The organism is Exiguobacterium sp. Leaf187 (assembly GCF_001423925.1).
In the GTDB taxonomy this organism is placed as follows: Bacteria; Bacillota; Bacilli; order Exiguobacteriales; family Exiguobacteriaceae; genus Exiguobacterium_A; species Exiguobacterium_A indicum.
This window is the reverse complement of sequence record NZ_LMPR01000009.1, coordinates 528,157-548,784: the sequence shown is the minus strand read 5'-3', so window position 1 is coordinate 548,784 and position 20,628 is coordinate 528,157. Positions and strand designations below refer to the sequence as shown.

At 50.6% G+C, this 20,628-nt stretch carries 25 protein-coding genes; 9 read left to right on the top strand and 16 right to left on the bottom strand.

Translation table 11 applies throughout. The annotated features are described in order from the left end of the window. Positions 1-163: 163 nt before the first annotated feature. The 3 genes from ASF99_RS07005 to ASF99_RS06995 form a co-directional block, all read right to left on the bottom strand. Positions 164-1,213, bottom strand: a complete 1,050-nt coding sequence (locus ASF99_RS07005; RefSeq protein ID WP_055968107.1) for an oxidoreductase — start codon at positions 1,211-1,213, stop codon at positions 164-166. Between the two features lie 73 nt (positions 1,214-1,286). After that, on the bottom strand, positions 1,287-1,772 hold the full coding sequence (locus ASF99_RS07000) for a GNAT family N-acetyltransferase (RefSeq protein WP_023468305.1): 486 nt from the start codon (positions 1,770-1,772) through the stop codon (positions 1,287-1,289). 221 nt (positions 1,773-1,993) lie between these two features. Further along, positions 1,994-2,866: an SDR family NAD(P)-dependent oxidoreductase gene (locus ASF99_RS06995; RefSeq protein WP_023468304.1), complete on the bottom strand. Its 873-nt coding sequence runs from the start codon at positions 2,864-2,866 to the stop codon at positions 1,994-1,996. Between the two features lie 160 nt (positions 2,867-3,026). Here ASF99_RS06995 and ASF99_RS06990 point away from each other — a divergent pair, with 160 nt between their 5' ends. Both ASF99_RS06990 and ASF99_RS06985 read left to right on the top strand, forming a co-directional pair. Further along, the gene (locus ASF99_RS06990) at positions 3,027-4,490 is read left to right on the top strand and encodes a potassium/proton antiporter (RefSeq protein WP_055968104.1); all 1,464 of its coding nucleotides are present in this window, start codon (positions 3,027-3,029) and stop codon (positions 4,488-4,490) included. Positions 4,491-4,574: 84 nt separating this feature from the next. Next, positions 4,575-4,985 carry a hypothetical protein gene (locus tag ASF99_RS06985; RefSeq protein WP_023468302.1) on the top strand — a complete coding sequence of 137 codons (411 nt, stop codon included), beginning with the start codon at positions 4,575-4,577 and terminating at the stop codon, positions 4,983-4,985. A 47-nt stretch (positions 4,986-5,032) separates the two neighbouring features. Here the strand turns inward: ASF99_RS06985 and ASF99_RS06980 are convergent, their stop codons facing one another. Further along, positions 5,033-6,217, bottom strand: coding sequence for a hypothetical protein (locus tag ASF99_RS06980; protein WP_023468301.1), 1,185 nt, complete (start codon positions 6,215-6,217; stop codon positions 5,033-5,035). Positions 6,218-6,238: 21 nt separating this feature from the next. After that, entirely contained in the window at positions 6,239-6,835 is a 597-nt protein-coding gene (locus ASF99_RS06975; protein WP_023468300.1) for a hypothetical protein, read from the bottom strand. Between the two features lie 148 nt (positions 6,836-6,983). Here ASF99_RS06975 and ASF99_RS17225 point away from each other — a divergent pair, with 148 nt between their 5' ends. Further along, positions 6,984-7,130, top strand: a complete 147-nt coding sequence (locus ASF99_RS17225; protein ID WP_156357194.1) for a hypothetical protein — start codon at positions 6,984-6,986, stop codon at positions 7,128-7,130. Positions 7,131-7,165: 35 nt separating this feature from the next. Here ASF99_RS17225 and ASF99_RS06970 read toward each other — a convergent pair whose 3' ends face one another. From ASF99_RS06970 to ASF99_RS06955, 4 genes are read right to left on the bottom strand one after another with little or no spacing between them, the layout of a single operon-like run. Further along, positions 7,166-7,957: a protein phosphatase 2C domain-containing protein gene (locus tag ASF99_RS06970; protein WP_055968101.1), complete on the bottom strand. Its 792-nt coding sequence runs from the start codon at positions 7,955-7,957 to the stop codon at positions 7,166-7,168. A gap of 18 nt (positions 7,958-7,975) precedes the next feature. Continuing rightward, the gene (locus tag ASF99_RS06965; protein ID WP_055968098.1) at positions 7,976-8,896 is read right to left on the bottom strand and encodes an alpha/beta hydrolase; all 921 of its coding nucleotides are present in this window, start codon (positions 8,894-8,896) and stop codon (positions 7,976-7,978) included. Between the two features lie 34 nt (positions 8,897-8,930). Further along, a complete protein-coding gene (locus ASF99_RS06960) occupies positions 8,931-10,379 on the bottom strand; it encodes a PH domain-containing protein (protein WP_055968096.1) in 1,449 nt (482 codons plus the stop codon). Next, positions 10,376-10,867, bottom strand: coding sequence for a PH domain-containing protein (locus tag ASF99_RS06955; protein ID WP_023468295.1), 492 nt, complete (start codon positions 10,865-10,867; stop codon positions 10,376-10,378). The genes ASF99_RS06960 and ASF99_RS06955 overlap by 4 nt, the downstream gene beginning before the upstream one ends. A 127-nt stretch (positions 10,868-10,994) precedes the next feature. Between ASF99_RS06955 and ASF99_RS06950 the strand changes: the two genes are divergently transcribed. Beyond that, positions 10,995-11,450: a hypothetical protein gene (locus tag ASF99_RS06950; RefSeq protein WP_023468294.1), complete on the top strand. Its 456-nt coding sequence runs from the start codon at positions 10,995-10,997 to the stop codon at positions 11,448-11,450. A 17-nt stretch (positions 11,451-11,467) separates the two neighbouring features. Here the strand turns inward: ASF99_RS06950 and ASF99_RS06945 are convergent, their stop codons facing one another. Next, positions 11,468-11,899, bottom strand: a complete 432-nt coding sequence (locus ASF99_RS06945; protein ID WP_023468293.1) for a MarR family winged helix-turn-helix transcriptional regulator — start codon at positions 11,897-11,899, stop codon at positions 11,468-11,470. 108 nt (positions 11,900-12,007) lie between these two features. Between ASF99_RS06945 and ASF99_RS06940 the strand changes: the two genes are divergently transcribed. Continuing rightward, complete coding sequence (locus ASF99_RS06940; protein ID WP_023468292.1) at positions 12,008-12,430, top strand: organic hydroperoxide resistance protein; 423 nt, start codon at positions 12,008-12,010, stop codon at positions 12,428-12,430. Between the two features lie 132 nt (positions 12,431-12,562). Here ASF99_RS06940 and ASF99_RS06935 read toward each other — a convergent pair whose 3' ends face one another. After that, the gene (locus tag ASF99_RS06935; protein WP_055968087.1) at positions 12,563-13,699 is read right to left on the bottom strand and encodes a hypothetical protein; all 1,137 of its coding nucleotides are present in this window, start codon (positions 13,697-13,699) and stop codon (positions 12,563-12,565) included. 140 nt (positions 13,700-13,839) lie between these two features. Here ASF99_RS06935 and ASF99_RS06930 point away from each other — a divergent pair, with 140 nt between their 5' ends. From ASF99_RS06930 to ASF99_RS06915, 4 genes are all read left to right on the top strand, one after another. Next, positions 13,840-14,916 (top strand): GTP pyrophosphokinase, encoded by a 1,077-nt coding sequence (locus ASF99_RS06930; RefSeq protein WP_231681756.1) that lies wholly within the window; start codon positions 13,840-13,842, stop codon positions 14,914-14,916. 71 nt (positions 14,917-14,987) lie between these two features. Then, the gene (locus ASF99_RS06925; RefSeq protein ID WP_023468290.1) at positions 14,988-15,431 is read left to right on the top strand and encodes a MarR family winged helix-turn-helix transcriptional regulator; all 444 of its coding nucleotides are present in this window, start codon (positions 14,988-14,990) and stop codon (positions 15,429-15,431) included. Positions 15,432-15,503: 72 nt separating this feature from the next. Then, entirely contained in the window at positions 15,504-15,989 is a 486-nt protein-coding gene (locus ASF99_RS06920; protein ID WP_055968084.1) for a tetratricopeptide repeat protein, read from the top strand. Positions 15,990-16,074: 85 nt separating this feature from the next. After that, positions 16,075-16,320, top strand: coding sequence for a hypothetical protein (locus tag ASF99_RS06915; protein WP_023468288.1), 246 nt, complete (start codon positions 16,075-16,077; stop codon positions 16,318-16,320). Positions 16,321-16,414: 94 nt separating this feature from the next. Here the strand turns inward: ASF99_RS06915 and ASF99_RS06910 are convergent, their stop codons facing one another. Genes ASF99_RS06910 through ASF99_RS06890 form a run of 5 tightly spaced genes read right to left on the bottom strand, consistent with a single transcriptional unit; the run spans position 16,415 to position 20,572 of the window. Beyond that, complete coding sequence (locus ASF99_RS06910; RefSeq protein ID WP_055968080.1) at positions 16,415-17,290, bottom strand: phosphotransferase family protein; 876 nt, start codon at positions 17,288-17,290, stop codon at positions 16,415-16,417. Positions 17,291-17,340: 50 nt separating this feature from the next. Continuing rightward, the gene (locus tag ASF99_RS06905) at positions 17,341-17,898 is read right to left on the bottom strand and encodes a guanylate kinase (protein ID WP_023468286.1); all 558 of its coding nucleotides are present in this window, start codon (positions 17,896-17,898) and stop codon (positions 17,341-17,343) included. After that, positions 17,888-18,358: a hypothetical protein gene (locus tag ASF99_RS06900; protein ID WP_023468285.1), complete on the bottom strand. Its 471-nt coding sequence runs from the start codon at positions 18,356-18,358 to the stop codon at positions 17,888-17,890. The genes ASF99_RS06905 and ASF99_RS06900 overlap by 11 nt, the downstream gene beginning before the upstream one ends. Before the next feature lie 13 nt (positions 18,359-18,371). Further along, positions 18,372-19,094, bottom strand: coding sequence for a glycerophosphodiester phosphodiesterase (locus ASF99_RS06895; protein WP_235515879.1), 723 nt, complete (start codon positions 19,092-19,094; stop codon positions 18,372-18,374). Further along, complete coding sequence (locus ASF99_RS06890) at positions 19,094-20,572, bottom strand: carboxypeptidase M32 (protein WP_055968073.1); 1,479 nt, start codon at positions 20,570-20,572, stop codon at positions 19,094-19,096. Before ASF99_RS06890 ends, ASF99_RS06895 begins: the two co-directional genes overlap by 1 nt. Positions 20,573-20,628 lie beyond the last annotated feature (56 nt).

Here is a 20,628-nt window from a genome sequence, read left to right as displayed (position 1 = left end):
ATTTGGTGACTCGTTCCCCTTTTCCCAACTTTTTGAAAAAATAATCAACATTTCTTTAGAAAAATCTGAAAAATGAGGAACGTCCTTGTTCGTTATATCAAAAAAACTCGATCATGCCTACGGGCACAGTCGAGTTGTCATCTTTCTGAAATCAAAATAAAATTTAATTTTTAATCGTTAAAATATATGGTGATGATTGCGCAAATGCTTGTTCGAGCAGATGAGCGACGAACAAGGTATCCTCTTCCTTGACTGGTAGCGGCGCGTCCTCGACGATACTACGGTAAAAGGCGCGATACATTTTACCGTAATCGCCAACAGGACTTGGAATCCGGACGTCTTGCAGATGACCGTGTTCATCATGATAAATCAAACGCCCATAATCGTCTTCTGAATCCTCACCGAACCCCTCTTCTCCCGGGAAGTAGTTCGCTTTCAGGTCGAGCTCTTGCCGGTCGACGTGTTGTTTGATGAACGTGCCGTTCGTGCCGTGTAACATCCACCGGGGTGCCGGGGCAAGTGCGACATGACTCGTCCGAACGCTGACCTTAAGCTCCGGATAATAGAGATCAATCGCAAACGCGTCGTCTGGATTATGCGGCAGTCGAACACTGCGCACGTCAAAGGCGACCTTGTCCGGTTTTCCGAACAAAGCGATGATTTGATCGAGCGTATGGACGCCGAGTCCGTAAAGCGCACCGTTTTCGTGACGCGCGTCAGCTGAAGCCGCTTCCGGGCGGAATAGATCAAATTGCGAGACGACCTCGACGAGACGACCAAGTTTCCCGGAACGGATGATTTGCGCAACGACTTGGAAGTCGCTGTCGTAACGTCGGTTTTGATAGGCGAGAATCTTGACGCCTTGCGCATGTGCTTCTGCAAATAGACGCTTCGTCTCCTCTTCCGTCACCGTAAATGGCTTTTCGACGAGCACGTGCTTTTGATGTTGCAACGCGAGCAACGCGTATTCGAAATGTGTCGCCGGTGGTGTATTGATGACGACGACATCAAGTGCCGGGTCAGCGAGCATTTCGGATAGATCCGTCGTAAAACGGGCATCCGGCAGTCGATCCTGATAGGAGGCGAACAGCTCCGGTTTTTCCTTCCGATTGTAAATCCAGGTGACATGATAGTTGTCCTCGATCATCACGTACGGTAAATGGTAACGGGTCGTACTTTTGCCAAAGCCGATGAAGCCGATATTCAATCGCATCCGATCACTCCTTGAACCGTTCTTTTTCTATTACCATACCAAACGAAACGACCGTTGTCTTGATTGAACCGCTTCAAGCCGTCGCTTCGATGCGTTCATACTCATAAATCGAGAAGCCGTCCCGTGTTCCTTGATGGACGAATCCGAAAGACGTGTAATACGCGTTGAGAAACTCGTTTGAAGCGACACAGTCGAGTCGTAGGATTTCTCCTTCATCCTCTGTCACTGCAATCGCGTGTTCCAGTAGTTTTCGACCGACACCACGTCCTTTTGCGCGGTCGCTGACGACGATTCGATGGATATACAGACCTTCTACATCATCCCACAAGGATTGATCCCATTCGAGCGAAGGAAGCAGGGCAACGGAACCAAGCAGCTCGTTCTGATCCTCAAAGACATATAAGCGACCTGCTTCTAAATCTCGCGCGACGAGTTGTTCGATGTCTTGCTCCAGATAAGCAGACCACTGGCTACTACCACTGGCTTTGAGGGAGAGCGCTTTTTGCTCAAGTAGGGTTGCGATGTTTCGAACGTCTTTTGATGTAGCTTGTCGTATCATGTTATTCCTCCTGTTACAAAAAAATTCTTCTCTATCCTAACGAATGTACAGCGAGAAGAAAACCTTTTTGCTTCAAGATTTCATCGTTCCCCATTATTTTGTGATTTTTTTCATATTCCACAATTTTATTTCAATGTAACGTATCCTTTAGGAGTGATCTGACCCCCAGTCGTCACAACGGTAAACGACCGGCTTCCCACGAGCCGGTCGTTTTTTGTCGTTCAGGCGAGTTCAACCCAGCGACGCGACAAATTCCGTGCTTGCGCCCGGTACTCGTCGTCTTCGACGATCGGATTACTGAGTCGTGGAGCGGAGTCCGCATAGTAGCCACCGTTGTCGAGCGGATCGTCGGTCGTTGCGAGATAAAGTGCCGTCTTTGCGCCGTATTCCGGCGTATAGAGTTTTCCGGTCCAGTATCCGACTTGCGCGACCGGTTTGAGTAACGTCTTCATCACTTTGCCGTACTTGCCGCGATAGAATAGATCCGTATTGACGATCCCCGGGTGGACGCTGACGAACGTGATCCGGTCGCCGTGCTTCTCTGCCAGTTCACGCATATGAATCATTTGCAGGAGCTTCGATTCGCGGTAAGAACGCATCGGGCTATAGTGTTCTTTTTTGACGTGAGCGATCGCCTCGAGTTCGACGTCGGTCCGAATCAAGCCGCCTTCACCAGCGAGCGATGAAATCGAGATGACACGCGGATCGTTTCCTTTCTCAAGTAACGGCAATAAGCGCTCGATCAAGTAGAAATGACTCAAGTAGTTGACCTGGAATTGTGATTCAAAGCCATCCTTCGTGACATGATACGGCGGTACCATGACACCGGCGTTTAAAATCAAGCGGTCGATGCGACCGACTAAATCAAACAGACGATCCGCGAAGCGACGGACGGAGTCCAGTTGATCGAGTTGAACGATCTCGATTTCCAGGTGCGTATGCGATACACCATGTTCCCGCAGTAGTTGCACGAGTGCCGTCGCTTTTTTCTGCGAACGGACGGTAGCGATGACCCGATCTCCTCGCTCCAATAATTCTTGAATCGTGACCATCCCCATGCCGGAGTTGGCACCCGTGACGATACAGATGTTCATCCCTTTTCCTCCTTGTGTTCCGTATTGAACGCAAATAGTTCTGTTTCTAGTTTTCCTTTTTCTTTTCGTTTGTACACCTTGTTTTGACGTTATTTTTCGAAATTTTCAAAAAGTAACGTATACTAAAAGGAGAACATGTTATCACGAAAGAGGTGGTCGGATGGAAGAGGGGATGATCTTATTCGTTGCAGGAACGTTACTATTGATTGCGATCATCACGACGAAGTTTGCCGTCCGGTTAAATGTACCGACGTTGATTCTATTCGTTGTCGTCGGAATCGTGGCAGGGTCAGATGTCACAGGAATCATCAACTTTGGTGATTTCGAGCAAGCCCGTCTCTTTGGGACGATGGCGCTCGTCCTGATTCTGTTTGACGGTGGCTTGCACACGAAGTGGACACACTTCCGGAAAATCCTCCCTGCCGCCCTGTCACTTGCGACCGTCGGGGTCCTTGCAACGACCGGGATCATTGCCATCGTTGCGTATCTATTACTTGATTTTTCTTGGCCGGTCGCGCTATTGATCGGCGCGCTCGTTGGCTCGACCGATGCGGCCGCTGTCTTTTCCCTGCTCAGTGGACGACCGGTCGACGCCAAAGTCAAACATACGCTCGAGGCGGAGTCGGGAACGAATGATCCGATGGCCGTCTTCCTGACGATCTTGTTCACGTCGTTTGCGTTAGCGCCGGAATCGTTCTCGATCGGTGCGGGTATTCTGTCCTTCATCTACGAGATGGGACTCGGGACGCTAGTTGGTCTTGCGATCGGGTATCTCGTCACGCAACTGCTGAACCGGATCGAGTTGCCATCGTCCGCCCTTTATCCGACGCTTCTGTTCAGTGGGGCGCTCTTCTCGTATGGTCTCGCGACGATTTTGCACGCCAGTGGGTTTCTCGCCGTCTATCTGACCGGAATCTGGATCAACAATCATGATATGATCTACCGCGAGACGCTCAAACGATTCAGTGGCAGCTTGTCGCATTTAGCAGAAATCGGCATGTTCATCATGCTCGGATTGCTCGTCTTCCCAAAACAATTGCTCGATCCCCGGACATTATTCGTCTCAGCCGTCATCGTCCTGACGTTGATCCTGCTCGCGCGTCCACTTGCGGTCGTCTTATCGCTACTTCCGTTTCGGTACACGGTCAAAGAACAGAGTGTCATCACGGCAGCCGGATTACGGGGCGCCGTTCCGATCATTCTCGCGACCTATCCGCTTTCCAGTGGTCTCGCGGAAGCGCCGCTTCTTTTCAATATCGTTTTCTTCACCGTCATGACGTCTGCTCTCTTGCAAGGAACGGCCTTGCCGTGGATCGTCCGGCGAATGGGGCTTGAGACACAGCACGACACGACGGTCGAACCGTTCCTGAAATTCATGACCGTCACCCATCCACAAGCGGAGATCATCGAGGTCAGGGTCTCGACAAACAGTGTGATTGCCGGAAAAACGCTACAGGATATCGAGATGCCCCAGGATGTGCTCGTCGTTGCAATCATTCGTGAAGATGAAATTCTGACGCCGCGTGGTCAGACACGTGTCCTCGTAGACGATCAACTGTTGATTTTGACACCTAAACAAGCGGATCAGGATGTTCGACGGCTAATCGTGTCGCTCGGGTTATAGGTCGTTCTTTACACATCCTCCAGTAGGGTGTGTTTTTTGGTGTAGATTGGTATACTCAATAAGGAAAATAAAGGAGGAAAATTCATGTTGAAGCGATTGCTTGCCGTTATTATGACAACCGGTCTCGTTTGCACTGTGCTGACGTACATATCCTATACACCGATTACAGAGAGGGAAGCGAATACGATGTATGATTCATTCGGTTCAACATTTTTGTCATACGTCTTATTCGCCTTGCCAATCATCTTGCTGTCCGGCTTTTTACTCGACTTTATCATCGGCATGATCATTAATCGTTCTTCAACGACACTAGCGTATGTGCCGACAGTCGTTGGTTATGGGATGTACGGCATCGTGATTGCGAGTCTCCTGATTCTCTTGACGACGAAGGACGAATTTGACCTGCCGCTTTCTTTTACGATCGCTACTCTGACAGCAATGATCTATTACAGTCTGTCCGTCGTCTTTAATCGATTGTCACAGCACGCGCACTAAAAAAACGAACAGGCACGTCTGCTTACTCGCGGACGTGCCTGTTCGTGTTATTCTGCTTCCGTTCGTTCAATCGTGATGACACCCGGTGGACGATGCGGGAAGGTCAACGTCAGACCGGCAAAGCGACAAATATCATCTTCGTTCGGTGCCCGGTGCACCCACTCGATCGTCTCTTGCCTTGCTAGCGCGTGGCGGATCCGGTTATCGGCTTGTGTACGCGAGATGCCGCGGCAATCGACGTTCGTGATATACGTCGCTTCGTCCGACTCGATCTGTTGCCAAATCCCGAGGATCAGTTGACCAATCGGACTGACGGATTGACCATCCGGTTCTTCACTGCTGACGGCATCATCGAGCATTTCGATGACAGCGTCACACGTCTCACCGGAAGCAAGCAATCGCGTCGATCCTTGTTGTAGAATCCGGTATCGCGTCACGCCGTTCTCGAGCCACAAGCGCTGTGCGAATGGATTGACCGGAACACCGTGGAAAAATGTCTGCGTCCCGCGCCAAGCAAAACCAAATGATGGATCGTACGCCCGAATCGTCGCCATGGCGCGATCATGGAACTTAGCGATCGTCTGTCGTTCTGTTTCCAGTAAGGTCCGGATCGCCTCTTCATCCTCTAACGGGACCGTCTTTGGTGTCACGGTGAATAATTCCGATTCCGGTAAGCGGTGTAGGGACAAGATCGTTCCGTCGAATCGATAATCGTTCGCCGGACGTCCAGTACGCCCGACGGATAAGCGCCACGTCCGATCTTCCGGCATGAAGGCATAACTTTGATGGGCAAAAGGTGGCGCGACGAACAGTCCCGGAAACGGATCGAATGTGTCGACTCGCAGGACGTCACCGTCATACCAACACTCTTCGATCAGACGGACGAGCCGTCCGACGGGTGCATTACGGTCCGTCAGGTAACGACCGGTATTCGCATGAAATCCGAGTAGGAACTCGCGCTCTTCTTCTTGGAACGTCACCATTAAGAGTTGGAATAACGAGGCGATCTGCTGCTCGACGAGTTGCGGCTCCTCCTCCGTCTTTGCCTCGAAGGCGACCATCTTCCAGCCGGAACGCTCATACAGATGGATCGTCACCGGAAAGAACAGGAAGGCACCATGTGTCGCTTCGAGCTTGACCATGTCCTGCGATGCTAATCGTTCCGTCAGTAGGGAAAAGCCCATTCGTTCGAAATGATCTTGCAGCCGTCGTTTCCAATGTGTGAACTCCACGCAATCCTCTCCTCTCGCGAATTATGCGCCGCGCTTTCGTAACGGATTCTTTGACCAGTAGATGTAGAGACCAACGAGTCCCGCGATGCCGATGAGATAAGACGGCGTTCCGCTGACTTGAATTAAGACGTCTGGTGCCGGGAAGACCGTCACGAGCAGTGCCTTGTAGGTTGAAAATAAAATGAAGCTGATGACGAATTGAATCCACACCCGCGGTTTGACTTGTTTAAGCTTCGGTGCCGTGATGACTTGTGACATCGCGTCGATCAAGAATAGAGCGATGATCGAGAAGAATAAGTAGTCAATCAAAGCGAATTGGAACAATCCATCGATCCCTTCGATGAAGATGAACATCAGGATCGACGAGACATAGTTTCGCGTCCAGCGTTTTTGTGTCTCCATCCGGTGTCGTTGTGGTAATTCAGCAATCATCTGATCGAGGCGTGCTTCGACCGATAGTCCGTGAATCTCTTCGAATGGACGCTGTTTCCGCTGGGCTTCATAGATATCTGCCCGCAGACGGTCTTCAATCTCCGTCCGGTCCGGTTCTGCGACATTCAGGTTCAAGCGTGGTAAAACGGTTTCTAATAGACGTGTGTTGGCTTTCGTTAATTTCAATCGATTTCCCCCTTTTTCATGTTTAAGTATACTGGGTTTTTGGGAAAAATACGTAGTGGAAGTAAAAGATTGCTTGACGAAACGATGAAGAATGTTCAGAATTATTAAAATATAGTGTCGGAATCAGACAGAAAGGACGTGTCGGATCATGCGTCAAACATTGACGAGCGCCGCCTTGATCACCTTGCTGACAAGTGCGGGCATCGCCTTCCCGTTGGCTGAAGCGAAGCCACCCGTAGACCAAGAACCGGTCGAACTCGATCAGCAACAGGAACAAACGCTTGAAACAGAATAACAATAACCCGCGCTCAAGCAGGAGCGCGGGTTATTTCATGTATCACTAGGTTGGGTGACGCGTTCGTCAATCGTGACGGTCCATGTAACGACCGTCGTACTGTCACGAACACCCTGTGCCTCGATTGTCGAGAGAAGTTCTTTGACACCACCTGATCGTAAAGTTTCCTCGATCTGCATCGCGTCAGCATATGGGGTTCCCGGGCACTCAAGCAAACCATCCGTCGTCACGAACAACTGATTCTCGCCTTGGCGCAATTCGCGGATCCCTCGCGCGTAACTCGGGACCGGTAACGCAAACGTGTTCGCGCGTCCAATCCATTCATAGAATTGACGCTGGTTCAAGGCGGCTTGTCCCATCTTCATCAGCTCCGGGTGAAACAGATACAAGACGACGTCACCGACCGAGAACCACCAGATGAAGCGCCCTTTCCGGACGGCAATCAAACAAGCGGTTTCTCCTTGCAACGTCGCACACGCCGCTAAAAAGTCCGGATCTTGAAATAGATCCAGCACGGTCGTCTCGATTCGTTGGAATGCGTCCGTAAGTGGGGCATCAAGATCAGTCCGAATGCGCGACTCGTGTTGTGCTAACTGCTGTAAGACAAGTGTTGCACTATCCGCTGTCTTATGAGCGTCTAAGACGACGGTCATCTCCCAATCGTCGCCGATCAAGATGGCAGCCCCGTCTTCGTTTTTATATTGACCGCTTCTTGAGCAGCCTCCGAATCGACCGAGCGTCACCCGACCAATCTGGTCAATCTGCTTCGTGTCGACGAATGGTTCGTCGGATCCGACCCAGAAGTAGGATGGATGTGTCGTCTGCATGCATCAGTCTTCCCTTCTTTACATCTCCCGCAAGTACGGTTGCAAGAATAAGCGTAATCGTTTTTCGTAGTTATCCAGGTCCATCGTGTAGGTCTCGTCATGATCGGCATCGCGAACCGGATACAATTGTTTTAATCCCGTTTTTGCTTGATACAGTTCATACATCATCCGGACCGGGACGAGTTCGTCCTTCATTCCATGAATGAACATCGTCGGAACCCGACTCTTCGTTGCTTGACGGGTCACCGAGACGTCACCATAAAAGAAATCTTGCTCGCCCTTGTTCCACATGCTCGCGATCGTCAGAGACGGAAGTGCCGGGTAACGGATCTGTTCGTCCGCAAGTAGACTGAGCCAGTCGTCGAGTCGGGCGTAAGCTCCTTCAGCGACGATCGCCCGGACTTGGGTTGGTACGGTCTCGCCAGAAGCGAGTAAGACGGTCGCTGCGCCGACACCGAGTCCATGATAGACGATCCGTGTATCGTCTCCGTTTTCAGCAAGCAAGCGCTTCGTCCATTCCAAGACATCCAGTCGATCGAGCCAACCGTAATTCCGGACGCCACCGCTTCGATCCTGCCCACGCCGTTCGATGAGTAAGACATTGAAATTAGCCTCATGGTAATAGCGGGCAAGTGCATAAACACCGGTCTGTGAAAACATCATCTCATCCGGGACGAGGAGGACTGTCTGTTTGCTACCGTCAACCGGTAGATAACGACCGAAGCGGACGAGCCCGTCCTTCGACCATTGCTGTGTCTCGCTCGTTTGTTTGAACCATGTCTCGTCTTTCGTCACCTGTCCGTCCGTTCTCGTCGTCTTCAGAATCGGAGAAGCGTCCGACTGACCGATCAATGTTTCTTGCATCCGGTATCCATCATAGACGATGAACAGTAGCAGACACGTGACGAGCAACACGATGCCGATTCCCCATTTGCGCATGTGCTTCGCTTCCTTTCCGACAGTGAGTCTTTCCTTATTCGTCGTCGGTTTTCACTTCCCCTGCTAACGGGGTCGAAAGGAACGATTGTTTATACCAGCGCTGTAAGGTATCGATATCCGTTCGTTCAAAATAAAGCGCGTTAAAAGCAGTATTGCCCCGTAGTTGAATCTCAATCCGGGCAATCTCCTTTGCTTCGAGCCAGCGAGAAACGGACCAGGTCAATTCCTCAATTTTCAGTCGTGGCGTATAGACGGTCTCTTTTTGGACCCATTGTTTGCGTAACATCAAGAGATCGTGACCGGTTCCGAAACGGGTCTTTCGGTAACCGCTGCGCACAGCGAAGTAATAGAACGGTAACCAGATGAACAGAAGCAAGATCAGGAAGCGCCATGAGGAATCAAGGACGATGATGACGACACTGCTTAGTGCAGTAAACAACAGCGCATAACCGAGTAACGGCCAACGAACCCGGTAGCGAAAGCCAATCGGTGCGACTTCATGCTGCGGACTGAACTGACGAAAGCGCGGCAGATATGTCGCTAGGAACGGATCGATTTCGTTCGTCCGGATGAATGGATGGAGCAACAGTCGCTCCTTTTCTCCAGTCGCCGAGATGATGTGTAAGGACAGACTCGCTCGACCGATCAACCGCTGAATCCAGCTTTCCTGAATGACGAGGGCTTGAATCTTATCAGCATGAAACGCGACCTCGGTCCGGTTCAACATTCCGTACCCGATCAACAATCGGTTGTGTTGCAAGACGGCACGGTACGAACCGTATTTCAAGATATAGACGATGATCGAGCCGATATAGATGACGAGTAAGACGAGTACGCCAAGTCCCGTCAAGACGAACAACGATAAATGCGCGAGTTCCGAGAACAGTCGATCGACATAACGTTCAATGAACTGATCGATGAATTGATAAGCGGTTCCGATTCCGACGAGCGCTAGTCCGACGCGTCCTGACAAGGCACCGGCTAATGCCAAATCGCGGACAGGGATCGTATAGGCGACTTCTTCCTGTTGTTCTTCGACGACGAGTTGCCCCTCGTTTTTGATCGACGACTTTAGTTCTTTCGCAAAATCAAGACGGATTCCCTTTAGTTCGACTTCTGGTGTTCCGCTCTCGGACGACGTCTCGACGGTCAACGTCGCAAGACGCAGCAGTCGTTCGATGACGTTTTGCTGAATGCCGATCGACTCGATCCGTTTACGTTGCGTCGTCCGTTCACTTTTTTGGAGAATTCCTTTGCGGACCCGAATCGTCTCGGCATCAATCGTGAACGTATAGAAATACCAGGAGGCGATCCCATATAAGAGGACGAACACAATCCCAACACTGATCCCGATCCACGTATAGGTGTTGATCTCGCCTTTGCGGATCGCATTTAAAATCAAGGCGGCGAACGGAATCAGGAGCGAGCGGATGATCGAGATACTCGACATCACGATGAACAGCGGGTGGACGCGCCGGGTCATAACGATTCCTCCTCCCGTTCCTCGAGTTTCGCAAAGCGTTCGACTTGTGTGCGTAGCGCGTCTCCTTGCGCACGATCGAGTCGTGACAACGTGACGAAGCCGGATGCCGTTCGAATATCAAGTGTGATCAAATCATAGCGACGCAGGATCGGTCCCGTTTGGCTATCGATCAATTGCACCTTGACGAGCGGCACGGTGACTTCGCGGCGGAAGAAGATGCCGTTGCGGACGACGAGAAATTCCTCATCGATGCGATAACGCATATACTTCAAGCGAAGAACGGGTATGTAGACGATACGGGGAATGAAATAGATCAGCCAAAGCAGACCGGCGATGCCCATCCACCAAGGTGTCAGGTCGAGCCACATGACTTGGGTAATCGTCGTTCCGATCAAAATGACGGCGATCAAGCCGTGTAACGGCAACAATCCGAGCCGTTCTGCTCGAATCGATCGTTCTGGCAGCGTATGCCATTGTACAGTAGACATCAAAAAAACACTTCCTTTCGTTTCCATTTACGGTTAAAAACGTCGCTTGGTTTCAGACAGCGGTTGACATTTTGTTTGATTTCATCGCATATATAGAAGTGAAGAACTGTAACACCAAGGAGGAACCATGTTAACTTTTGAAGAAAAACTACGAATTATCGAGACTTTCCCACAGCTCGTCCGCAAAGATGTCTCGCTAAAACGCGTCAATTTCCAATTCCCGGACAGTCAGTATGAGAAGAAGAATCTCGTCTATCATTTGCATCCGAACGGAAACGGCTTCGTCTATGCCGCTGGTCTACCAGGTTATGAAACGGACGAAAAAGGATTCGTCAATATCCGTGAATTTTCAGAGCCTGCTCTAATTCTCTTATTAGAAGATGCAATCAAAGCACTCTCGACGGTCCAATCGGTCGAAACACTCGAAGAAACATGGGTCAACGATAACCAGTTCGAATTAACGTTGCTCAATGAAGACATCGACACGTGGCTCGTCTACGCTGGTGATCTTTTAGACGGTGCATTCAACTCGTATAAGGAAGCAGCGAACTATCTTGAAGAAGAAGGTTTCCGCCGTAAATAAGACAATGAGCGATCCGGTTAATCCGGGTCGCTCATTTTCATGACGAGACGATTCAGTGCCGCTTTGACGACGCGTAAGTCTTCTTCGTCGACGTCGAGTGTCTGGACGAGATCAAGCGGAACAGTCTCTGCTTGTTTCCGTAACGCACGACCAGCATCCGTTAAAAAGATCTGGATGTGCCGTTCGTCTTCCGGCTTACGGACGCGTCGCAACAGATCTGCCGCTTCGAGTTTCTTCAGTAACGGCGTCAACGTTCCCGAATCAAGATGGAGCCGTTCACCGATGGCTTTGAGTGATTGTCCCTCCTCTTCCCAGACGACGAGCATGACGAGATATTGCGGATACGTCAGACCAAGTGGTTCAAGTAACGGACGATAACGACGCGTGATCTCACGCGAAATCGCATAAAACGGAAAACAGAGTTGTTCATCTAAAGCTAACGGGTTCATAAAAAATTCCTCCTATCGTGAGCAAACGAGTTGCATTTCGATTTAAATTGTATACAATCTAATTGTAAGCTACTTATTTGAATCTAACAACGAAAGGGAGTTACACACATGAAACCAATGTTCACATCATCTGCAACAGCTGTCGGAGGTCGCGACGGACGCGTCGTATCGGAGGACGGTATTCTTGACGTCGCCCTCGCAATGCCGGTACCAGGATCGAAAAAACAAGCAACGAACCCAGAACAACTCTTTGCTGCAGGATATTCTGCTTGCTTCGACTCTGCCTTGAACATGGTCGCTCGCAAACAAGGGATCAAACACGATGGCAGTGAAGTCACAGCACACGTGACATTAAACGAAGCAGCTGACGGATTCATGCTTTCCGTCGAACTCGATGTTCTCGTCCGTGGGATCTCGGAAGAAGCGGCGGCTGAACTTGCGAAAGTCGCGCATACGGTCTGCCCTTACTCACGTGCAACTGCTGGAAACATCCAAGTCGACGTCTACACACGTACGACTGACGCAGAATAAGTGTAGCATTTCTAGCCAGCCCGAGGTTCACTCTCGGCTGGTTTTTTGTTTTTATAATGAATTCGGTAGTTGAAATAATTGCATTCTTGATGATGAACGGTTGCTCTCACGAAAAGAACAACCGCTCTTTTTTCATAGTTGATGGACCGATAAGATGACGAGTTCCCCGGATACGGTGACATAATAGGCATCCTCGAACCGATAGCGTTCATTGTGTTCTGCGTCATAGACCGTGACCATTGGTTCCGCGTCGTCTCCGATCGCTTCGTGTAGATAAAAGCGTCCACGTAAGACACGTTCGAACGGCTCCTTATCGAGGAATCGGGCACCGTTGCGTAAGTTGATCACTTCATGATAGTGCTCGGACCGGTCATTGACGATGAAGATCGTCGACTCGACGTCATCGTACGTGAAGTCGAGCGGTTCATAGTCACTCCACTGAATCCGGGCAACCTCTTCGACACTCGCTTCCGTATCAATCCGGTAAAAGATTTCTTCGTTCAAACGATCGGTATAGGCACTGAAGATCAGATGCCCTTCCTGTTCTCCGAGATACTGAACGGTATCCCCTTCCCCTTCTAACTTCAACAAGGTTGCGAACGATAAGTGCTCAACACCACGTTCGATCTCCTCGATCAAGGTCGGTAGTGGGGCAATCAACAGACTTTCCGAGTGGTCGATCGGATCTTCTGGTGAGATGACACCACTTTCAAGGGCATCATAGAACGAGAACTCATCGAGCCGGGCATTACAGACGATATACTCCTTCTCTTCGAGCGTGACGAGAAAGAAATAGAGTTCCCGGTAATTCTCCGTCATCCCGTAGAGCCGTGGATCACGAATCGTCTGCCGCGTTTCATCCTTAACGTCATACAAAAACGCAGACGTCGTATCCGTCGTTTGTAAGAATACGAGATAGTTCTCATTGAGCACCCAGTAGAGCGTCAAATCCCCTTCGACATAAAACGACGCAATCTGCTCCCGTTTACCGGACAAGAGATCGATGACGAGCACTTCCGTCTCCCCGCCCTGCTCTTGCGTATGTTCATTCAAACAATAGACTCTTCCGTGCCGCACGAACGGTCGGGTTGGTCCGTGATCCGTCAAGGCTTCTGGCGTTAGATCGACCTGTTCTTGATCTTCAAGATCATACCGGCTGATGTGGTAACGGGCGTCATCGAGACGACGTCGAAAATAGATCGACGATGGTGTGACATGCAAGACATCCATATGATCGGCGGGTAAAGCACGGGCATCCACTATTTCCATGATTAATCTCCTCCCGGACACGTACTACTTGTCTTTTTCCCACGAATCGTACTGCTTCAAACAGGGTCTTGCTGTGCGTTTAACGAAGCAGAGTGCTACAATATGGCTAGATGACTACAGGATGAGGAAGGTGCGAAACGGTGCAATCACAAGATTTAAATACGATGATGCTCGAATATGTCAACGATAAGGAAGAATACGATGCCTACGCCGACAAGTTGAAGATGCTCTTGTCCGAGTTGCTCGACGCGGCAGGCATCAAATACCACTCGATCGTCGCCCGGACGAAGGACTCCGAGAGTCTGTATCAAAAAGTCTTACGGCAACCGAACAAATACCGTTCACTTAAGGACGTCCATGACTTGACCGGGATCCGGATCGTCACTTATTTCCATGACGATGTCCGGGAAGCGGCACGCATCATCGAGAATGAGTTCGCGATCGATCGCGATCAATCGGTCGATAAGTCAACGTTGCTCGATACAACGGAATTCGGTTATCTTTCGGTCCACTTCGTCGCTTCACTGAGCGATCAGCGGCTTGCTCTGAGCGAGTATGGACGTTTTAAGGACTACACGGCTGAGATCCAAATCCGCTCGATCCTGCAACACGCGTGGGCGGAGATCGAACATGATCTCGGATATAAAAATCCGAACAGTGTCCCAGCAGAAGTCCGGCGCAGCTTCAGTCGGGTGGCAGGATTACTCGAAATCGCCGATCAGGAGTTCGTCAACATCAAGAAACAGTTGAAACAATTTGAAGACGAGACCGTTCAACAAATCTTGTCTGACCCCCATCAAGTCCGGATCACGGCAGATAACTTGAACTACTTCATCGATCACTCCCCGGTCATCAACGAGCTCGATAAACGACTCGTTACATCGCAAATGATGCTCGATTCCGATCAACAACTGATCAACGAACTGATTCGGATGTTCCATTATGTCGATATCCGGACGTACGGAGAGTTGATTGAAGCCGTGACGACGCACAGTCCGCTCGCCTTACGCTGTGCGAAGGTCATGCCGAATCCGTTCCTGCCTCGTCAAGGAATCGGCATCGCCTATATCTGCATGGCGCTGACAATTGCTGGCGAAGATACACACCGGATCGACTACTTCTTCCGCCGCTTCTATCCAGAACTGCGCAACGTCGAAGAGATCGTCGCCCAAGTCGCCCGCGTCGTCGAAACAGATGATTCAAGAGAAAAATATTGATTAAACTAAAATTTTTCACTATACTAAATCACGAGTGAAAGAAACTACGGTATAGAAAGAGTGAACGATACATGGCAACTACACTAGAAGTAGCACAACGCGATCAGTTGATCGTTGATACAGAAAAAGGATTACGGATGAACTACCGCGCGATCAAGAAGGACGTGCGTAGCATGTTCACGACGTACTTGACACGCAATGAATTCTTCATCTTGAAGTCCCTTTGTGCGAACAGTCCGCAAATCGCCTCTGCCCTCTCGCAGGAGTTCCAATTCTCAGCGAGCATGATCACGGCATTAGCAGACGAATTGACGAAAAAAGAGTTGATCTCGCGTGAACGAAGCGAACTCGATCGTCGTGTCGTCGAACTTCGCGCCACTCCAAAAGGCATCGAGCTCTATGAAAAACTCGAATCGATGAAGATGGATTACCTCGCAGACGTCTTCGAGGACTTCTCGGATCAGGAACTCGAACTGTTCCGGACGCTCTTGACGAAGCTTGAAAAAACAATCTAAGCTGTTCAATCGAACGGATCCGGTCAGGACGACCGGATCCGTTTTTTAGTAAATTCAGGAGGAGGAAACACGATGTTTGATTTCGAATCGGTGCAACAGTTGCGACAGACAGGGCAATATGAAGCAGCGAAGGCTGTCGTCCGTCAGTATGTCGAGACGGCACCTAACGACCCGATCGTCCTTTATCAGATGGCGTGGTGTCATGATAGTCTCGGTGAGGAACAGGCTGCAGTTCCCTATTATGAACAAGCACTAGCGCTCGGTCTTACAGGTGAGGACCGTCTGCAGGCATATATCGGACTCGGCAGTACATATCGTGTCATCGGTCAGTTCGAAGTTGCGTCAGACGTGTTCCATCGTGCGCTCCGTGAGTTTCCGGACGCCCATGCCCTGCAAGCCTTCCTCGCGATGACGGAATACAATCTCGGTCAAGCCGATCAGGCAGTCGGTCGGTTGCTGAAGAGTCTTGCTACGACGTCGTCGGACGCCTCGATCCAGACATTTGACCGAGCAATCCGTTATTATGCCGATCATTTGGACGAGATCGTCAAAGAATGAACGGCAACGGTTGACGAGTGCTCGTTTTGCACAGCATAATGTAACAGCCAAGCGGACTCGCTTTTGGCAGGAAAGGAAGTTAAGGATGTCATCAAAAAAAGTATGGACAGTAGAAGGTTATGAAGAACAAGGGCAAGAAAAACACGGCAAGGCAAGCAAGTCAGAGACATATACGAATGAAGCCGATGCTAAGAAAGCTGCTAAAAAGATGGCGGATCAGAATGATCATCTCGACGTCTACGTCATTTATACGAGTACGGTAAACGGTAAAACAGAAGAACGATTCTTCAATTCGAACGGCAAGTATAGTGAAGAAGGCTTCGAGTGGTAAGTATCGCTTCGAATATATGATTCAGACCAAACATGATGCGTTCGTTTCTCAGTCAAGAGAGACGAACGCATCATGTTTTTATTGTCCTTGCTGTTCAAGTCTCATACCAAAGCGGGATGTCTCGCTGAAAACCAGCATGATCCTGAATGATTCGCTGAACGCGTTTTTGCATTGCTTGCATTCCGTCTGCATCGAACCGCTTCGTCCAGACGAGTGCTGAAAAGACGACCATCGCCATGTAAAGACTATACATTCGCCAAAAGTCGGATGGTACTTCGGTCTCGAAATACCCCTCGATCAAGTGACGGGCAAATACCGGACTCGTCTCGACCTGAAACAGACCACATTTGACGAAATCATGCCACGGATCGCCATAATCATGATTCCCGTAATCAAGGAATGCGGAAAGATGCCCATCCTCGACAAGGAGATTATCGAGATGAACGTCATCATGTTGCAACTGGTTCGGACGTGTCTGAAGTAACGGAATCCGCTCGCTAATGAATCGATCAAGACGCTCGATCCACGTTGACTCAAGCAACCCGTCAATCGCTGCGCGGTAGCGGTCATGTTTCGTCTGGCAACGTTCGCTCCAAGACGTCATTTCGCTCGGTGCAGTGACGTCATGAATGCGTCTCAACGCTTGCCCTGTCTCCTGACCGAGTCGGGGTGCTAATTCCGGTGTCTCCTTGAGTACGCTTCGAACGGTTTGTCCGGGGAGGTAGGGATAGATACCGTAAGCGGTCGTTGCGGTCCGTCCGGTCGCTAGCGGTAAGGCATGAGAGATTCCCTCTTGTTTTGGGATCGCGACAGCGGCTTCTCGTTCAAATTGACGACTAGACGGATCCGTCACGACCTTGACGATGTAGTGCGCTGTTGCCGTCTTGACGGACCAGACGGCTTGGCGCGATCGACCAGATAACTGTCTTTTGCTTACAACGTGCGTGAGTAAGGGATGCAAAGGTAACATGAAGACTCCTTTCTGACATTAAAAAGAGGACGCATCTTGCGTCCTCTTCGTCATGCCTGTGGAATGTAGCCAGCAATGATCTCAAGCAGATCGGCATACGCTGTCTCAAAATCGATGTTTTCAATCATATAATCATAATGATCGCGTTCTTTCCACGCTTCCTCGTAATCGACGAGTCGCGCTTCAAACTCCGGTGTATCCCCGCGCATCAACAGTCGTTCCTTCATCAAGTCGGGTGGGACCGAGACGAAAATCGTGATCACTTGGTCGCCAAACAAACGCTTGAAGTTCGCCGCCCCTTTCGGATCAATGTCCTTGATGACGATTTGATCCTGTTCGAGGACATCGACATACGCTTGACGCGGTGTCCCGTACCACGCCCGGTGGACGTGGGCGTATTCGATGAAGCCGTCGTCTTGGATCAATTGTTGGAACGTCTTGACGTCGACGAAATGATAGCTTGCTCCATCAATCTCTGTCGGTCGTTTCGGTCGGGTCGTCACCGACGGGATGAACCGGACGTGCGCGTATTCCGTTCGCAGACGTTTGATCAGGGAGGACTTCCCGCTGCCCGATCCACCAATCAAGAGAATGATTTTACCTGACATCGTTTTCCCCCTGTTGTTGTGTCGTGAAGTAACCTGTAAAGCGAAGAGCGAACTGTTCGAGTTCACTATCGACGACCGTTCCGTAAATCGGTCGAATGACGATTAAATAGCGTTCATACGAGATGATCCGGGATGTCTCGTTTCGTGTCATCTGGACTTGTTCTTCCGGATAACTCTCGACGTAATACCAATCGACCGCAATTCGTTCATCGGATGGGGTCTCATAAATCCAGGTCACCGTCGTTCCATCCGCAGGAAGGGTGCTTTTCAAGGTGAAGCGCTGAATCTGCTTCAGTTCCCGTTTCGCTGACGCAAGTCCTGCCTGATAATCCGCAGGGCGCATCGGTGTCGTCGTCACTTGCTTCGGTTTTGGTTCCGGCAAGCGGGCAAAGCCAAGCTGAAGTCCGACGAATAAAGCGACGAGCGACAAACTGATGACGAATACGTATTCCTTGCGCATCCCTTCCTCCTCCTCATCCTTCGAATGTGTCGCGCATCCCTTTTGGATCATTGACGATGACAGCGTCGACACCGATTCGTTGCATCTGCCGGACATCCTCGACCGTCTTCGGAGTGTAAACCCGGACCGTGACGTCTTGCGCGTGAGCGAACGCAACGTCCGCTTCCGTCACCCGTCGATAATCGGGATGGATACCGGTCGCACCAATTCGGAGGGCTTGTTCTTCCGGATGATAGATCGGATACGGATAGAGAATCGCTGTCTCAACGCGTGGGTCGAGCTTTTGGATCAAGGCAACCGAATAATGGTTGAACGAACTGAATAACAGCCGGTCGGTCGCGATGCCGTGTGCGGCACAGCGTTCAAGGACATACGCTTCAAGCCCGTCATAGCGAATCGTATCCGTCTTCAGCTCGATGTTGAGCCGCAGGGTTGCTGGTGCGAGGATTGCGAGGACTTCGTCAAGCGTTGGAATCTTCGTCTTGATCGGTTCCCCTTTGAATCGTGCTCCAGCATCCAGCGCCTGCAGTTCAGCAACCGTCATGTCGATGACACGTCCTGTCCCGTTCGTCGTCCGGTTGACGGTCTCATCGTGAATAATGACACCGACACCGTCCTTTGAGAAATGGACATCGAATTCGACCCCATCGACGTCGTCTTCAATCGCAGCAGCGATGGCTTCGAGCGTGTTCTCCGGAAAACGGTCACTGACGCCGCGGTGTGCGAACCACAACATCAGAGTGCCTCGACGACACGCGTGTATTTCTTCGTCAAGTAGTTGACGAGTGGTGCGACAGAGATCGATTGCCCCGTTGCTGCTTCGATCAGTTCAGCCGGTGTCTTCGATTTCCCGTGACGGTGGATGTTCTCTTTCAGCCAGCCTTTGATTGGAGCGAGTGTTCCCGCCGCGATCAGACCATCGACGTTATCGACGTCACGACGAAGCGCTTCGTTGAGCTGTGCCGCATAGACGAGACCGAGCGCGTAACTTGGGAAGTAACCGAACGAGCCACCTGACCAATGGACGTCCTGTAAGACGCCTTTTGCGTCACTCGGCACATCCACACCGAGATACTCTTTATAGAGGCGGTTCCATTCTTTCGGAAGATCCTTGACTTCGAGCTCTTTCGTCATCAAGCGTTTTTCCAGCTCATAGCGGATGATGATATGAAGCGCATACGTCAATTCATCGGCTTCGATCCGAATCAGTGACGGTTTGACTTCATTGACCGCGGCATAGAAGCGTTCGAACGGAACGTCAGCCAGTGACGGAATCGCTTGTTGTAAGCCATGATAACGTGCGTCGAGGAAACCTTGGTTGCGTCCGATGAAGTTCTCAAAGAAAAGTGATTGTGATTCGTGAATCCCCATCGAAGCCCCGTCACCAAGACCGAGTGAATCGAGTTCCGGTTCGATCCCTTGCTCATACGTCGCGTGTCCGGCTTCATGCATCGTGCCGAAGACAGAGTTCCGGTAGTCGTTCTCATCGTATTTCGTCGTGATGCGTGCGTCCTTCCGGTTGATCGTCGTCTGGAACGGATGGACCGTCTCATCCAAGCGACCAGACGTGAAATCATAGCCGATATCGCGGAGCCACTCTTGGTTCAAGGCGATCTGTGTCTCGCGGTCCGCTGACCAATCAAGCGTCGGGAAGTCTTTTCCTTCGAGCTGACCGAGCAAACCAATGATTGCTTGACGAAGTTCTGCGAACAACGGATCGAGTGTCGCGACCGTCATCCCCGGCTCATAATCATGGAGCAATGCGTCATATGGGTGCGCGTCATAGCCCCAGTACTCGACGAACTGGCGCTCCATCGCGACGATTTTCTCGAGGTATGGTTCGAACATCGACCAATCGTTTGCGTCCTTCGCCTTTTCCCAGACGCTCTCTGCCTCAGAGATCAACGTGATGAACGTTTGGTACTCGGCTTCTGGAATCTTCGAGTCGCGATCGAATGCCTCTTTTGCTTTTGCGAACGAGATCGCTTCGATGCCCGTCAGCGTCTCTTGCTCCATTGCTGCTAGTAATTGTTGGTATGTTTCGCCTGTCCGGCGACGGAAGCTCTCTGTCGAGAGGAATCCGATCGACGCGGAACGGTTTGCTGCGCCTTGATCCGGCATGTATGTCCGCATGTCCCAGTAAAGTAATGCGACGGCTTCTTCGTATGCGCGAAGACCATCGAAATGGTCGCGCCATTGTTGTGTCGTTGACATGATTAAAAACCCCCTTGAAGTATGTAACAGTGTAACATTTTTAGCATATCACATAA